Source organism: Paenibacillus sp. J22R56, assembly GCF_056269375.1.
The window spans coordinates 505,344-520,567 of sequence record NZ_JBWDNV010000004.1 but is presented as its reverse complement, the minus strand read 5'-3'; the positions used below and the strand labels follow the sequence as shown (position 1 = coordinate 520,567).

Here is a 15,224-nt window from a genome sequence, read left to right as displayed (position 1 = left end):
TTAAACTTCATAGTAAGAGCTCCTCCCTGATGTGTTCTCGACAAACCCATCATACCGAGGAGCTCCTTTTTTTACAAAGCCTATTTCTTAAGCTCTACAGGATTGTTTAGCATAAGCTTGTTGTTCCTTACGGGCTATATAACCCCAAATTTGGTCAAGGCATAGATTAATCAGCCCGTTACTTTCATAAAAATAGTAGCCGCTTACTTGCGGCTGCTGCCGGCAAGCTCGGCCTCGAATTGGTCGGCAACCGGCCGCATTTCATCAACCGGGGAGTCGGCGGCAACCGGGTCGCAGATTTTTACGCCCGCTGGGACGATGACGCGATCAGCTTAAATCCGGATCTGATCAGCATCCTGATCGGCGTCAACAACGTTTGCGGATGATGTCGGAGCGTCCGGGCAACCGCATAGAGAGAGCGTACCGGCATTTGCTTGCGGAAACGAAGAAATTGTCGCCTTCCCAGGATTGGTGCTGTACGAGCATTTATATTGAAAGTCGGGGAGACAGAGGAAAATGGGAGGAGTGGCTGGCGAGAACGGATCGATGACTGCCGCCGTATCGTTTGTCAGTTGGCCGAGGAAGTAAAAAATTCCGCGAGCCAGTTAGGCTCACGGAATTTAACTTTCTCCAAATCGTACTGACCCGATCCGGTCCCGATGGACTAAATCTTGGCTGAAAATAATCTTAACTAGTTCCTATTCGTTCCAAAGCTTGAAGCGATCCTGGATGTATTTCGAAAATCCTTTTTCCATTCTCTCTACACCGGTACTGATCAGTTCTTGTTGATATTCATCCCAAATTTGGTCGAATTTCTCCGGCTTAGCCATAATGGCCTGAGGAATCCGACTCCAGGTAATATCCATCACCTTGGTTTGCAGGATCGAGACCTCGTCGTCGGCCGGTAAAGAGAGATTCCAGGCCGCTCCCCAAGGCTTCGCCGGCATGTCGTTCACTGGCGTGAAGAAATCCGCCCAAACCGTGGCGCCATAGGCCTTCAAAGTTTCCTTGTCCGCGGCCGTATACTTGTTCTAAATTTCTTCAGGGTTCTTCTTCGTGAAGAAATTGCCGGTAGAATCCTTGACGCCATCGCCATAGTGGAGTCCCATGGTGACATAGGATTCAACGCCGGATTCCTTCTTGAACGCCTCGTTATCCTCGATGATACGCTTCTGCACGTCTGCCGGAACGACGCGTTTGCCGTTCTCTATTACATAATGCTTTCCTTCAACGCCCCAGTTGATCAGGACTTGAGCCTGTTCGGACGCCAGGTAGTCAAGGAATTGCTTCAGCCTATATCCTTCCCCGTAAGTCAGAATAAGGCGCTGATGCACAATGCGGAGTCCGATCCGATGTACTAGAAGCCAATGCCAATGAATCGTCGTTAATCAATAAAGACCTCTGACTTTGGCCAGTGCCTTTATCAAAAATTCACTTCTATCCTTCGCTTTCGAGGATCTACTATTCAATCCACGATCTCTAAAGTGATCTTGTATACATAGATGCCCTTTTCGATTTTATATTCATCGTGAATATTTTTGGTCCATCCAGTATCGCCACCAAGACCTGCATGTTTGTAATCGATATGAAGGAAAACAGAATCGGATGTGCCAAGCTCGTCCTCATAGGCGGCATTGTCATACTGTCCGATGCTGTACTGATGGATGTCAAAATGGAAGTGACCCACCGAGGTAACTTTTACCTTGCGGTCATCCGCCGACACATACAAATAACGGACATCTTCCTTGCCCCCGCACTCAACCGGCACGATGTAGGGAACATGCTGTTCTTCAACAGAGCTTTCATATATACCGACGAAGGCAGCCGTTTTACGGTCCGCATAGTTCTCCCATGGCCCGCGGCCATACCATTTGATACTCTTCCAGGCAGCAGGGAAGGTAAAGCTCAGACCGATTCTCGGTAAGGTATCGACATTAGCATTATTCACGACAGTGTTAGTAATTTCAATGCCTTTACCGCCAATCGCATACTCCGTAAGTGTTTCAATGCATCCATGATAAAGAACATGAACCTGAATGATGACTGATGCAGGCGCTGCATATACCCGGATACGCTTGATCTCTTTCTGATCGGAGTCCAGCCCGAGGCTTCTCCAATCATCTGCATAGTTTAGCGTCTCACCAGGCACACCTGCGTCTATCCCCGTTGGCGGCCGATAGAAATTGTTCGCTCCGCCCGTAAAGTAGTCTTGATTATTGTATCTGACAGAAATGAACTCTGCCGTTTCTTTCGAGAAGACCACGTTCGTATTTTCATTATAAATATGAATTCGATCCGCAGCTTCTTCATATACCAGGCTCCCACTTTGAATATCCCCGGTATGTATTTCATATACGGAATCTTTCAACTCGACCTGGCATGCATAGATACAGGTTCCCTTATTTGCATAATAGGTGTCCTCGTTCAGATAAGCATAAAAATTCAGGAACGCTTCCCCAGAGACCTTGGTTGGATCGTATGGTGCCTGAAGACTTTCGATAGCTCCGGCCGGCGTGTGTAATTGGGGTAATGTACCGTTTTCCACAACCTTCCCGTCGCAAACAAGTTCCCAACCGATGTCCAGGTGGCTTAAGTCCCGATGCGTATAATGATTATAAATTCGATAACTTTTATTACCGGGAACATCATAAGACCGTGCAAAATAATCGATCTGGACGGGAGCTTGTACATTTTTAATTTCATAGGCAGCCGGTTTCAGCGTTAAATCCGGAAATACAATGCCGTTCAGGCACATATCGGGCGCGGAATCAATAATCTCTTCCTGGAAGGCGCCGCCATAAACATATTTTTTGTTCCCAGATTCATCATGCCGGACTAGCGCTTTATCCTGGAAATCCCAAATGAAGCCGCCCTGAAACCGCGGGAATTTATGAATAAGGTCCCAGAATTCCTTAAAATTCCCGTTGCTGTTGCTTTTCGCGTACGCATATTCACACATAATAAACGGCCGCAAGTCATCGCTGCTCGTCATGCAATCCACGATCCAATCCTTCTGAGGATACATGGGCGCCATGATATCGGAAATATTGGCCGGAGGATTCAAGGACTCATACTGAACATATCTTGTTTTATCATATTCCTTCATCCACCCGTACATGGCAGCATGGTTCGCTCCGTAACCGGACTCATTTCCCAAGGACCACAGAATGATCGAGGGATGATTCTTATCTCGCAACACCATCCGTGCAGCACGTTCCATATAAGCATGCGTCCATTCGGGAGATGCGCTGAGCTGGCCGCCGATGCCATGGGTTTCAATATTGGCCTCATCCACAACATATATGCCCAGTTCATCACAAAGGTCGTACCATTCGACGGCATGCGGATAGTGACTCGTTCTTACCGCATTGATATTTAGCGATTTCATGATCTTGATCTGCTCACTCATATACTCCGTCGACACCACGCGCCCCGTTTCGGGACAAAATGCATGAAGGTTGGTTCCGCGAATTATGAGACGTTTGCCGTTAATTTTCAATATCCCGGTGTTATCGATGCTGATTTCTCGGAAGCCGACATTTGCACTCTCGATGTCAACGACATTTCCGTCAGGGTCGATCATTTCCAATACCAATTTATAGAGGTAAGGAATTTCGTCGCTCCACAATTGGGGACTCTTAATGGTTTGTTTGACTTTCGCCACATAGTTGTCTTGCAGATAGGATCTGAAATCCGCAAACTTCGGCGTCTCAAATTGCGTAACCAATTTTCGATCGTGATCATAAAGTGACAGACGCACGTGAGCTTCCCCATAACAGCTTGCTTGATTATTAGGATAAACCGTCACGGCTAATTCGGCATTGTCATAATCACCCGGGAAAAGCGTTTCGATTTTATAATCATGAATTCGCATTCGCGGTTTTGCATAAATCAGAACATCTCTGAAAATACCCGATAGATGCCAGTAGTCCTGATCCTCCAGATAAGAACCGGCTCCGAATCGCATCACCTGAACGGCCAAATGGTTTTGCCCCGTTTGGATGTAATCGGTAATATCAAAAGAAGCGTTAAGCTTGCTGTCCTGCGAATAACCGACGAACTTCCCGTTTAACCACAGATAAAAGCAGGATTCCACACCGGCAAAATCGATAAACAAATCTCTGCCGTTAAAATGTTCAGGAATTTCGAACGATAGGACATAACATCCGGTGAGGTTATCCTCCGGCACATAAGGCGGATTCAAAACAAATTCATCTTGCTTCAGTTGAATTTCGTGATGAGAGTCCGCCCCCTTCCGCGCAAAGGGATACTTAATATTAGTGTATATAGGTTTCCCGTATCCGAACAACTCCCAGTTGGAAGGAACGGGGATATCATCCCATTTGGACACGTCATATGCAGGATGATAAAACTCATCAGTTACTACATCCGGAGATGAAAACGTTTTAAATTTCCAAGTGCCGTTTAAGCATTTTACGTATTTTGACGCTCTCCGGTCGCCGCTTAGCGCCTGTTCCACGGTTTCGTATATTCCATACGGCTCATGCATGGGATGACGGTTCTTGTGAGCGACATGCGGATTCTCCCAGTCTCTGTTCAGCTTCATACGTTTCGAATAACCCCCTCATAAATTGTCTTAATTGGTTGTGCTAGTTGAAATAATTGTTGGTAATTGGTTATTTAAACCAATCGCTGATGAGGTGGATGAAACTGGAGATTCAGTTTTTATAGCGTCTACCTCTTCATCTAATCCAGATATGCTGGCGAACAATAAACTTTCTGGTTTCAAGAAATTAATCCCCGTCAGAAAATGAAGCAAGGAATTGTTAAGTTGTTCGCCTGTGAAGCGCGAATGAAGAAAACCTTCAGGTATTAGGCGATTCATGACGTTCGATTTCTTCTTGATTTTCGCGGTAGGTGCCGGGAGTCGTTCCCGTGTATTTTTTGAACACCTTCGCGAAGTAGTGCTTGGTATCGAAGCCGACCTGCCGGCTGATCGCGCAAACGGTCAAATGAGGCTGCGTTTTCAGCAGCTTTTGCGCTTCCCGGATTCGTAACGCATTCAAGTAATTGACGAGGGTGTCTCCCGTCTCCTTCTTGAACAAGCTGCTAATATAATTCGGATGCAGACTCATGCGATCCGCAAGATGGTCGAGGGACAGATCGTTCATATAGTTCATTTGCAAATAGGCCAATATCCGTTCGGCGTGCCGACTGTAATCCGAATCCGATGCGGCGGGAAGCTCCTCCTTCACGCGGCTCAGCAGGGACGCGATTTCCTTTTTGTCCAAAGGCTTCAGCAAGTAATCCACGACGCCCGAGCGAAGGGCCTGACGGACATAGTCGAACTCGTCATAGCCGGTCAGGATAATAAATCGATCGCATAACCCCTCAAGCCTGGCCTCCTGAATTAATTCGAATCCGTTCTTCTCCGGCATATGGATATCCGTTATCGTCACATCGGGCATAAAGCGCTTCATTGTCTCTAATGCCTCCGGGGCATTGATGGCCGAGCAAATGTCGGAACCGACAGGCGCGACTTCCTCGACGATTTTAACTAACCCTTTCAGAATCAAAGGTTCGTCGTCTACGATCAAGATCTTCAACGTCCGCCACCTTCCTTTTCACGATGATAATGCGCAAGCAGGCTCCTTTGCCCGACTCGCTGAGGATTTCCAGTCGGGATTCTCCTCCGAAGAAGCTTTTGACTCGTTCGTTGACATTTTTCAAACCTACGCCGATCCGCTCCTCTGCCTTTCTAGGCTCGTCGTGCCTGGACAGCCGTTCGCGAAGCGCGAGAAGCTTCTCCGGCGTAATCCCGTTGCCGTTGTCGGTAACGTCGATCGTAATCTCGCTTTCCGTTTCCGTCGCCTGCAGCGAGATATGGACGGGTCGAAGGACGGCGGAAGCTCCATGCACGATCGCATTTTCGATAAGCGGCTGCAAAAGGAATCGCGGACAAGCCAGCCGTTCGGCATCCAGCGCAACTTGAATTTCAAAAGTCAGCCTGCTTTGGAGCCTCATTTTGTGGATGTTCATATAAAAGGAAACTATCTCGATTTCCTTCGCAAGAACCGTTTCTTCCCGCGCGGACGACAAGCTGTACCGCATCAGTTTCCCGAACCAGAAGGAAATATCGGCGACTTCCTTGTCGTCGTTAGCCTCGGCGACCATGCGGATCGTCTCGAGCGTGTTATAGAGGAAATGAGGCTTGATCTGCGCTTGCAGCACCTGGTATGCCGCTTCTTTGTTGCGCATTTCAGCTCGGTGGACGTTGTTGATGAGCTCGTCCATTCGCCGGACCATCGCGTTATAGGTGACGATCAGGAAGCCGATTTCATCCTTTTCGAACTTGCCGTTTTTGATCGTCAGCTGCCTGAGGTTATTGTCGTTCAGCGTACGCATATGCCGGGCCAACCGAAGAATCCGTTTGGTAATCGTCGAAGCCAGCAGGTAATAGGCGATGGATAAAGCGATCAACAGCAGCACGATCATCGTCACCAAGACGATTTCCTTCTTCTTCACGGAACGGAAGACGTCTCCCACCTGACCGGTGACGATGACGCGAACGTCCAGCGGCTCGAGCTTCAGCTGATTGACGATCGTTTGCCGGTTGATAAAAAATTTCCTGTCATCCGCTTGCAGAAGACGCAATGTCTTCTTGTCCAACGCCGGCGCTTCGTTCGTCAACGGATCGCCCTGTCCGGACAACAGCAACGCTCTCCAACTTCCTTCCACACCCGCGGCCGCATAGAAGTTATGGATTAAACTTTTGCGTACCCGAATTTCAAGAAGGCCGATTCGCTCCGTAATTTGCGTATTGTAAATGTACTGGTAATAGATCAGGTCCGGATCCGACGCCGCGGGATCGGCGCGCAGCCATTTCCCCTGTCCGGCTTTCAGGGACGAGACGGTTTGTTCCGTTTGCGGATCCAGCATAGACCGATCGCGAAACAGATTGGTGATGGGCAATACCCGATCCTTCATCTTATAAATGACGATGGATTCGATCTCCGGATTAGCGAACATCGATTGCGTGTTAAGCGGGAGAATATAGCGGGTCAGCGCGTAGATGCTGTCCGCGTCGGATTCGTATACGCCGTCCAGATAATCGGTCAAGTAAGGATTGTATTGCAGCACCCGGTGGACCGACTGAATTCGGGCGAAATCCGTTTTCAGATTGGCGTAAGCCTGCTCCAGGATTTTCTGCCTGCTCTCCACGAATTGTTGCGTCAGGTTGCCGTAGATTTGCGTGTAATAGTGATAACCGAATGCCAGAACAGGGATAAAGATCATAATCACGTAACCAAGCACGATTTTGCGCATGATGCTCAAGGCGGCGTTTCCCTCCGATGCGGAATCCATATATCGTTAACATATCATGTACTAAAGAATTCCGATAGAGGCGCATCCCTTCCAGATTTGCAATTCCGCAAACCCCGGTTAACGTGAGAACGGATCAAATTGAAACGATTCGCCAGCCTTCACGGTGTATCGGATCGATCGCTTCCTATAGCGCAGCGTACAAGGCATTCCGTAAAGGGAACGGATCTCGGCTCCGATTAAGCTTCCTTCCGCCCAAGTCATGCCGACTTCGAATCCCCCTCTGGCGCGAAAGCCCGAGACGGAGCCTTCCGGCCATGTTTCCGGCAAGGCAGGAAGCAATTCGATTTCGTATTCGGCTTTTCCGTTTCGATAGCGGGATCGGCTTTGCAGCAGCATTTCCGCAATGCCCGCGGTTCCGCCGAAATTGGCGTCGATCTGCATCGGAAACGGCTCATGCTGATTGAGCAGATTCGGATTGGTCGATCCCGCCAAGAGATCGACGAGCCGCTTGCGCGCGCGCTCCCCGTCTCGCAATCTGGCGTGCAGCGCTATCCGCCAAGCAGCCGGCCAAGCCAGGATTCGGTCCTTGCTCCGATGGCGAAGCTCAAGGCTTTTGCGCGCCCCCTCGAACGTTTCGGGCGTATCCTCGGATATCTGATTGCCGGGATATAAGCCGTAAAGGTGAGAAACGTGGCCGTTCGAATCTTCCGGTCGATCCCAATCCTCCGGCCATTCCTGCAATTGGCCGAATCGTCCGATTTGCATGGGGGGGATCCGGTCCAGAACCTTTCGGATTTCGTGTTCGAACGCCGAATTTTCGCCCAGCAGCTCGCTTGCGATCAAACAACGTTCGAGCAAGTCTCGGATCAACTGCACGTCCATCGTTGACGAGATCGTGAGATGCCTTCTTCGATCGCGGCCGTCCCGATACGCGTTCTCCGGCGAATAGGAAGGATTGGTAATCAGCAGACCGGCGAATTTGACGCCTTCGGGAGCCTCCACCAGGAAGTCCATCACGAATCGGGCGGCTTCTTTCATGGCAGGGTAGGCCCGTACCCTCAGAAAGTCAAGGTCGGGATTGTATTCGAAGTGATCCCATAAGTGCTGGACCAACCATACCCCGCCCATCGGCCATATTCCGGCATGGATGTCGACCGGGGCCGCGGCGCGCCATAAATCGGTATTGTGGTGGACGACGAAGCCCTTCGCGCCGTAATAGAGTTCCGCCGTGCGCGCGCCGGTGACGCGAAGATCGTCGATCAGATCGAACAACGGCAGGTGGCATTCCGGCAAGTTTCCGACCTCCGCCGGCCAGTAATTCATCTGGACGTTGATGTTGGTCGTCCATTTGCTTCCCCATTCCGGCCATTCTTCTTCATTCCATATGCCTTGCAAGTTGGAAGGCTGATCGCCCGGTCTGGAAGATGCAATGAGCAAATACCGGCCGAACTGAAAATATAACGCGGCGAGCGACGGGTCCTCCGTCTCCCGAATGTCGAGTACGCGCCGATCCGTCGGACGCCGCTTGCCGCCAGTTCGCTCGTCCGCCCCGGCTCCCCCCAGCCTTATCGAGACCCGTTCATACAAGGCTTTATGGTCTTCGACGTGTTCGTCCAGCAACTCGCGATAAGGTCGTTCGGAGACGCGCGCCATATACCGATTGTTCAATTCCGAAGTATCGCCCCCCATGTCCCGGTAGTTCAAGAAGCTTGTCGCTCCGGAAAAAACGAGGGTTACGGCACTCGCTTCCGCTATGCGCAGGACGCCGTCGCCGGCCGCGCACGAGCCGCCTTCGCAAAAAGCCGTGAGCCTCCCTTCGAATCGGAGTCCCGGACCTTCCCAAGAGCCGCTCCAATTTCTTGGACCCTTGCGCGTTCCGGTCCGTCCAGTCAGCCGAATCGCACGGCTGCCGTCCGATTGAACGGACGCATCGGGGTGGACGCTGGACAAAGACGCGTCTACGGCGATACTGCCCCGCTCGCCGCACGAAAGCCGAATCACCAGGCAGCCGCTCGGGCGGGAACAGAAGATTTCGCGCGTGTATTCGCATCCGTCGGCTTCATAGGATACGGTCGCCACCGCCCGCCGCAGATCCAATTCACGCCGATATCGCGTAACCTCGCGATGCCCGGGGAACGCCAGATTCAGCTCGCAAAAAGGCAGATAGGCTTGCAGATGGATCGGCTCGCCCATCATGCGGTCCAGAAACAGCCGCTCCGCCTCCTCGATCCGATCATTGAAAATCAGGCTCCGGACTTCTTGCAAATATTGCCCCGAGTCCGGCCGGTTATAATCGTGCGGCGCCCCCGACCACAACGTCTCCTCGTTGATCTGGATTCTTTCCGTTTCCGCTGCTCCGAACACCATTGCTCCCAGCCGTCCGTTGCCAATCGGAAGAGCCTCTTTCCATGCCGTACCGGGCGAATCATACTCCAGCTTCATCATTTTCCCGCATTTCCGTTCTCCCATTTGCCTTCACCTGCAATATAGCGTGCAAAGTCCGTCAGGAACGCGCAGCGCTCCTGACGGACCCAGTCTTATTTTTTAAACAAATCCTTCTTCTTCTGATAGGTTTGGTTAGCCCAATCCACCAAGCGCTCCAGACCTATCTTCTCGGCGTTCTTCACCATGCTCTCGTAGTTTGCCACGGCTTCTTCCTCCGACTTCGCCAAGTAGATTTTAACCTTCTCGTTTTTGATCATCTCGTCGATCTTCGTTTTGATCGTCTTCTCGTCCGAATCCGGCTGCAGCTGAATCAAGCCGAGCTCCGGCTTGTAAACCGTGAACGCCTTTCTTTCCATCAACGCTTTCGTCTTCTGCGCTCCCGGTACGTAGCTCAACATGCCTTCCGTAACGCCGTCGTTGTACAGGTACCACCATTTGATTCCGTTGCTGTTGACGAAATCGGCATCGGACGGATCATATTTCAAATTCGGATAACCTTCTTCGTTCCAAGTCCAATGCTCGCCTTCGACGCCGAACATCGTCAATTTCTTTCCTTCGTCACTTGCAAGATATTCAAGGAATTTAATCGACGCCTCGGGATCCTTGTTTTTCTTCGTGATGAACGTACCTGCGAAGCCCAGTCCCGAGCTGACCGCTTTCGTGCTTTTCGAGATTGCGCTGGGCAGCATCTGGAACGTATACGAACCGCCGGCGTTTTTGACCTTGATATTGTCCATGTCCGCTATGCTGACCGTATGGCTATGCGCGAACGCCTTCCCGCTGGTCGCATACTGATCGTCGATCTGATCGTTCGTATAGGCGAAGTTCTCCGCCAGAATGTCCCCTTCGCGGTAAAGACGATTCATAAACTTGAAAAATTCCAGCATTTCCGGCTGCCTTATCGCGTAGTCTACTTTTCCGTCCCGTTCGTACCAGCCGTCCAGAAGACCTTCGACACCGAACTGCTGCAGGAAGTATTGCTCGATCCAGTCCTTGTCCATAATGAGCGGAATCATGTCCGGGTATTTTTGTTTGACCATGCCCAGAACCTTTATGAAATTATCGATGGTGTCGATCGGCGGATTCCCCAGCTCTTTCAGAATATCCTCGCGCACCGCTATTCCCGGGTTGCCGTCGCTGCCAACCGAGTATTTGTTATTCGCCACTTCCTCCTGGGTCGCGAAAGAATTGCGCACCGTGTAGAAATTGCCGTCATCCATCGTGTGTATCGCAATTCTTGTCGGGTCGATCTTAAAGTCAGGCGCGTATTTCTCGATCAGCTCGTTCCAAGGATAAGAAAGCTTCGAATCGGACATCCGTTCGATGTTCGCGTTAGTAAAAACCAGATCCGGGAGATCGCCGGACGCGATCATGAGCGGAAGCTGCTTGTCGTCCGTGGCTACTGTCACTTTCAGCTTGATTCCCGTCTTTTCGGTAATTTTCTCGGCAACCGCCCCCTTCCACTCCTTCACCGGATACCAGGAGGCATCGATAAACAGGGATAGCTCCTTCACCTCGTTGCTTTTGGCGGGCGGTTCGCTCCCCACCGAGTTATTGACTTGACCATCGTTGTTATTTCCGCATGCGGACATCAGCGCTATCGTCATCATTAGGATGAGCGATAAGAGCAGTGCCTTCTTCCCTTTGTTTCTTTTCAAAATAACCCCTCCAACAAGTGATGTTTATATTAAAGCAAACGCTTTAATATCATGCCAACAAAATCAACCCTTCACGGAACCCAGCATAATGCCTTGAATGAAAAACCTCTGGAGGAACGGATAGACGCATACGATAGGAGCGATAGAGATAACCATGGCCGCTACCTGAAGCGAATAGCTGGTGACGCCCGCTGAAGCGCTGTTCGCAACGGCTATAGCGTCCATCGGCGCATTGCTCTTGTTGATAACCTCCATCATCCGGAAAGCGAGCGTCCGCAGACCTTCCGACTGCACGAAGTAAGCGGAATCCAGCCAAGAGTTCCATTGACCAACCCCCAAGAAAAGCGACATGGTTGCGATCAGCGGCATAGAGACGGGAAGGATGATCCGGTAGAAAATAACGAGCTCGGTAGCCCCGTCCATGTAAGCCGACTCCTTGAGTTCACTCGGAATTTCCTGAAAGAACGAAATGGCTATCAGCAGAAAAAACGTACTTAACATGGAAGGAATGACATAGACACCAAACGTGTTCAGCAGCCCCAGTGCGCGCAGAACGACGTAATACGGTATCAAACCGCCGGAAAAGTACATCGCGAATATAATGACCGTGAAATAACCTTTGCGAAACAGCAGATCGCGGTGAGACAGCCCATAAGCAACCAAACAGGTAAAAAGGACGCCTAGGGCGGTTCCCGCAAGCGTTCTCATAATCGTGACCAAAAAAGCACGGTACCAGTGGGGGTCATCCAAAAATCGCGCGTAATTTTCAAAGGAAAAGGTCCTTGGCCATAGATAGACGCCCCCAAGAAGCGAATCGGTTCCTTTATTGAAGGAAAGAATCAGGACGTAATAGAACGGATAAAGCATCGATAACGTCAGAATGGCTAGTAATGCATAAATCATAGCGTCCATGATACGATCTTTTTGTTTTTGGCTGAGCTGCATGCACGCTCCCCTTTCCTAGAATAGACTTGATCCCGAAGTGCGTTTGGCAATGTAGTTGCTGGAGAAAATCAGGATGACGGAAATGACGGACTGGATCAAATCAATCGCTGCCGCATAGGAAAATCTCCCGTCTCTTAATCCGACCTTAAACGCATAAGTTTGCACGATCTCCGAGGTCGGATTGTTGATGCTGTTGCCGAACAGAAACGCCTGCTCGAAGTTGGAGCCCACCAGTCCTCCGCCCAGAATGCTTCCGATCGTCAGAATAAGTACAACGACGATCGTTCCCTTCATTCCAGGGAACGTAATATGGCGAATTCGAGCCAAGCGGCCCGCTCCGTCGATCTGCGCGGCTTCGTATAATGACGGGTTAATTCCCGCTATGGCGGCCAGGAAGATAATCGTCCACCAGCCCATCTCCTTCCAGACGGCACTTCCAGTCGCCAGTCCCCAGAAATAGTTGGGGTTCGTCAATATGTCAAGCGGCTTGTCGATTATGCCTAGCCCTAGAAGCGCTTTATTGACCATCCCGATATCCGTCGACAGGAAGGCGAAAGCGATGCCTGCGACGACAACCCACGAGATGAAATGGGGCAAATAGCTGATCGTTTGGACAAAACGCTTAAACTTCAAATTTTTCACTTCGCTTAATAGAATGGCCAGCAATATGGGAGCCGGAAAAGCAAAAAGGATTTTTAGCAGACTCAATGCCAGCGTATTTCGAACGATTGTTCCAAACTGATAGTCATTAAAGAACTCCTTGAAATGCTTTAATCCCACCCATTCGCTTGTAAAAATGCCCTTAATTCCGGTAGAGATGGAATACTGCTTAAATGCCATTAGAATGCCGAACATCGGCGTATAGGCGAAGACAAGCAAAAATATCATGCCGAGCCCAACGAACAGGTGCAGCGTTTTTTGTTTTTTAAACCGCTTCCAAAACTGCGTTCGCTGTTCTGTTTTTCCCTTAATTCCGGTTACGCGTGTATCCAACTCCATATCTGCTCCTCCTTTGTTTTCAGTGTACTCTTCGAATCAGAGCGTCGAAAGCCAACATTCTTAAGAAAGCGTTGTCATTTTTGAAGATTGGATGGCAAGGTGCCCGATAACTAATATTTTCAGTTGCAATGCATAAGCTCTCAAGGTATTCGTGCTAAATCCCTGGATACGTTTATCTGCCTCATACAATGACCATAAATTCGCTTATAAGCATAAGAAAAACCTCCCATTAGAGCATCTATTACTAGTTTGCTTCTAATAGAAGGTTTTAGACATTTTTATTAAGCTAGTGTTCTCCGTTAGTTGAATTCACAGAGGGCAATATGCTCTCTTTACTTCTTAATTATAGATTTAATTCCGTTTAAAACCAGTAAAAAACTGAATAGTAAAACAGTATAAAAGCCAATATTAGCAACGAGTTTTATTATATTAAATTCGAAGTTATAAAATACAATTCTGGCGATTGAAGTAGGAATACTACTTACTAAAATAAGAGGGAAAATTAGTCCTACTCCACCAATTAACCCGAATATATAACTAATGCTCTTATTCTTGCTTGTACCCTCCTTAACATTCTATTAAATGTATTCATTGGCCCCAATAATATATTACTGACTGAGGCTCAATTGCATTACACACTGTGTTTTTAAATCAACACAATAAAAACAACACCCGCTTACTTGTTGACGGCTGCTGTCGTGTTGTTTTGAACTATCGTTCCTAGATAGCTTAACGTTGCAGGATTTTTCTCACTTTTTCAAAAAAGTAAATTGAGACAAAATAAACAGGGAATATCACTAGTCCTGCAAAGGCAATGAATATAGCTATTGCAATACGGTTATCATCGTTCCAAGTATCCACATGCTGAATAGAGTAAACTACATAAAAAACCCAGCAAATCATCATTAAGTAGCCAATTCTCAGGGCCATCCCGTAGCATACCCTCCTTTTACTTGAAAAGGATTCCCATTATATCGACGCATCTACACATGCACTTATTGCCGTTGCCAAACAGCTTAACGACACAAAGAGCAACTGCCGCAGTGGCAAACTGCTCCTGTATTGTTGAACTAAAGTCTCCCGTCCCTCGGTTTTAAGGGTTTATCTCACATATACTCACTCATTCGCAGGATTTCGTCACCTTGGATCAAGTCCATCTAATGTCTTCAGCATACTCACAATACACTTCTCTCGATAGTTTATACATATTGTTCCAGACCTTTACGATATTATTCAGTTGACCAGACCTTTAGTTGACAAAACGGTAGCCAGTCATTGTACACCGGCTACCGTTTCCTATTGAGCTAAAGTTCCCCGTTAGCCATACATGCAGCGTAAGATCAGCGCTGCACCACAGAGGATGAAAATGTTTAGAATCTGTCAATACTTCTAACGGGGCTGGAGGAAGAAGGTCTGTGAACTATGGTGCCATTAGAGCCCAACCGTTAGTCTGACTCCAACCATCACGGTGCATCACAGAATGTCGCACCCTTTACGGGTAGCACTTATGGGAGATTAATCCTTTTTGACTGGTTGCACCAGCCTTACCTTTGCTTTTAGAAGAAAGTCGCTACTACCTCTTCAACTACATAATCGTTAATATCATAGGCTCAGGCCTTTTTTAAAAAGTGCTTTTTTGGGTCTTTTTGTTTTGCTCATTTACTGGTTTTGAGCTAATTTAATTTTCATGGTAGTTGAATAAAGTGTCTTGTCTGTCTTCATTTTATTTTCTTAGCTTAACTCGCTCAAATATTGCTCATACAACACATAATAATGTGATTTTCTTGTCGGCAGCGCTAGATTAAGGGATTTTCACATCAAAAAATAAATGACAAGAAAATACGAAAAAGAACCTTGATTTATCAAGGTTCTAATGGATTATTATGTCGT

The 15,224-nt window shown here is 48.7% G+C and carries 12 protein-coding genes; 1 reads left to right on the top strand and 11 read right to left on the bottom strand.

All coding sequences use genetic code 11. The features are described 5' to 3' along the window. The first annotated feature begins 239 nt into the window (after positions 1-239). Entirely contained in the window at positions 240-386 is a 147-nt protein-coding gene (locus tag AC0YNT_RS12970; protein WP_167279678.1) for an SGNH/GDSL hydrolase family protein, read from the top strand. A 312-nt stretch (positions 387-698) separates the two neighbouring features. Here AC0YNT_RS12970 and AC0YNT_RS12965 read toward each other — a convergent pair whose 3' ends face one another. The 11 genes from AC0YNT_RS12965 to AC0YNT_RS12915 form a co-directional block, all read right to left on the bottom strand. Then, on the bottom strand, positions 699-1,001 hold the full coding sequence (locus AC0YNT_RS12965; RefSeq protein WP_475804938.1) for a hypothetical protein: 303 nt from the start codon (positions 999-1,001) through the stop codon (positions 699-701). A 30-nt stretch (positions 1,002-1,031) separates the two neighbouring features. Next, the gene (locus AC0YNT_RS12960) at positions 1,032-1,334 is read right to left on the bottom strand and encodes a hypothetical protein (protein WP_475804937.1); all 303 of its coding nucleotides are present in this window, start codon (positions 1,332-1,334) and stop codon (positions 1,032-1,034) included. 131 nt (positions 1,335-1,465) lie between these two features. After that, complete coding sequence (locus AC0YNT_RS12955) at positions 1,466-4,567, bottom strand: glycoside hydrolase family 2 TIM barrel-domain containing protein (RefSeq protein ID WP_475804936.1); 3,102 nt, start codon at positions 4,565-4,567, stop codon at positions 1,466-1,468. A gap of 30 nt (positions 4,568-4,597) precedes the next feature. After that, on the bottom strand, positions 4,598-4,846 hold the full coding sequence (locus tag AC0YNT_RS12950) for a hypothetical protein (RefSeq protein ID WP_475804935.1): 249 nt from the start codon (positions 4,844-4,846) through the stop codon (positions 4,598-4,600). After that, entirely contained in the window at positions 4,827-5,567 is a 741-nt protein-coding gene (locus tag AC0YNT_RS12945) for a response regulator transcription factor (RefSeq protein ID WP_475804934.1), read from the bottom strand. The genes AC0YNT_RS12950 and AC0YNT_RS12945 overlap by 20 nt, the downstream gene beginning before the upstream one ends. Then, positions 5,515-7,287 carry a sensor histidine kinase gene (locus AC0YNT_RS12940; RefSeq protein ID WP_475804959.1) on the bottom strand — a complete coding sequence of 591 codons (1,773 nt, stop codon included), beginning with the start codon at positions 7,285-7,287 and terminating at the stop codon, positions 5,515-5,517. The genes AC0YNT_RS12945 and AC0YNT_RS12940 overlap by 53 nt, the downstream gene beginning before the upstream one ends. Positions 7,288-7,404: 117 nt before the next feature. Then, entirely contained in the window at positions 7,405-9,756 is a 2,352-nt protein-coding gene (locus tag AC0YNT_RS12935; RefSeq protein ID WP_475804933.1) for a glycoside hydrolase family 95 protein, read from the bottom strand. A gap of 68 nt (positions 9,757-9,824) precedes the next feature. Further along, on the bottom strand, positions 9,825-11,390 hold the full coding sequence (locus AC0YNT_RS12930) for an extracellular solute-binding protein (RefSeq protein WP_475804932.1): 1,566 nt from the start codon (positions 11,388-11,390) through the stop codon (positions 9,825-9,827). Between the two features lie 63 nt (positions 11,391-11,453). Beyond that, a complete protein-coding gene (locus AC0YNT_RS12925) occupies positions 11,454-12,335 on the bottom strand; it encodes a carbohydrate ABC transporter permease (RefSeq protein WP_475804931.1) in 882 nt (293 codons plus the stop codon). 15 nt (positions 12,336-12,350) lie between these two features. After that, positions 12,351-13,334, bottom strand: coding sequence for an ABC transporter permease (locus tag AC0YNT_RS12920; RefSeq protein ID WP_057304609.1), 984 nt, complete (start codon positions 13,332-13,334; stop codon positions 12,351-12,353). A 729-nt stretch (positions 13,335-14,063) separates the two neighbouring features. Beyond that, positions 14,064-14,264, bottom strand: a complete 201-nt coding sequence (locus tag AC0YNT_RS12915) for a hypothetical protein (RefSeq protein ID WP_475804930.1) — start codon at positions 14,262-14,264, stop codon at positions 14,064-14,066. Between the last annotated feature and the right edge of the window lie 960 nt (positions 14,265-15,224).

Excerpts from the sequence above, each read along its gene's own strand:
- AC0YNT_RS12915 (WP_475804930.1), bottom strand. The coding sequence starts at position 14,264 with ATGGCCCTGAGAATTGGCTACTTAATGATGATTTGCTGGGTTTTTTAT.
- AC0YNT_RS12935 (WP_475804933.1), bottom strand. The coding sequence starts at position 9,756 with ATGGGAGAACGGAAATGCGGGAAAATGATGAAGCTGGAGTATGATTCG.
- AC0YNT_RS12955 (WP_475804936.1), bottom strand. The coding sequence starts at position 4,567 with ATGAAGCTGAACAGAGACTGGGAGAATCCGCATGTCGCTCACAAGAAC.
- AC0YNT_RS12920 (WP_057304609.1), bottom strand. The coding sequence starts at position 13,334 with ATGGAGTTGGATACACGCGTAACCGGAATTAAGGGAAAAACAGAACAG.
- AC0YNT_RS12925 (WP_475804931.1), bottom strand. The coding sequence starts at position 12,335 with ATGCAGCTCAGCCAAAAACAAAAAGATCGTATCATGGACGCTATGATT.
- AC0YNT_RS12950 (WP_475804935.1), bottom strand. The coding sequence starts at position 4,846 with ATGAATCGCCTAATACCTGAAGGTTTTCTTCATTCGCGCTTCACAGGC.
- AC0YNT_RS12940 (WP_475804959.1), bottom strand. The coding sequence starts at position 7,287 with ATGCGCAAAATCGTGCTTGGTTACGTGATTATGATCTTTATCCCTGTT.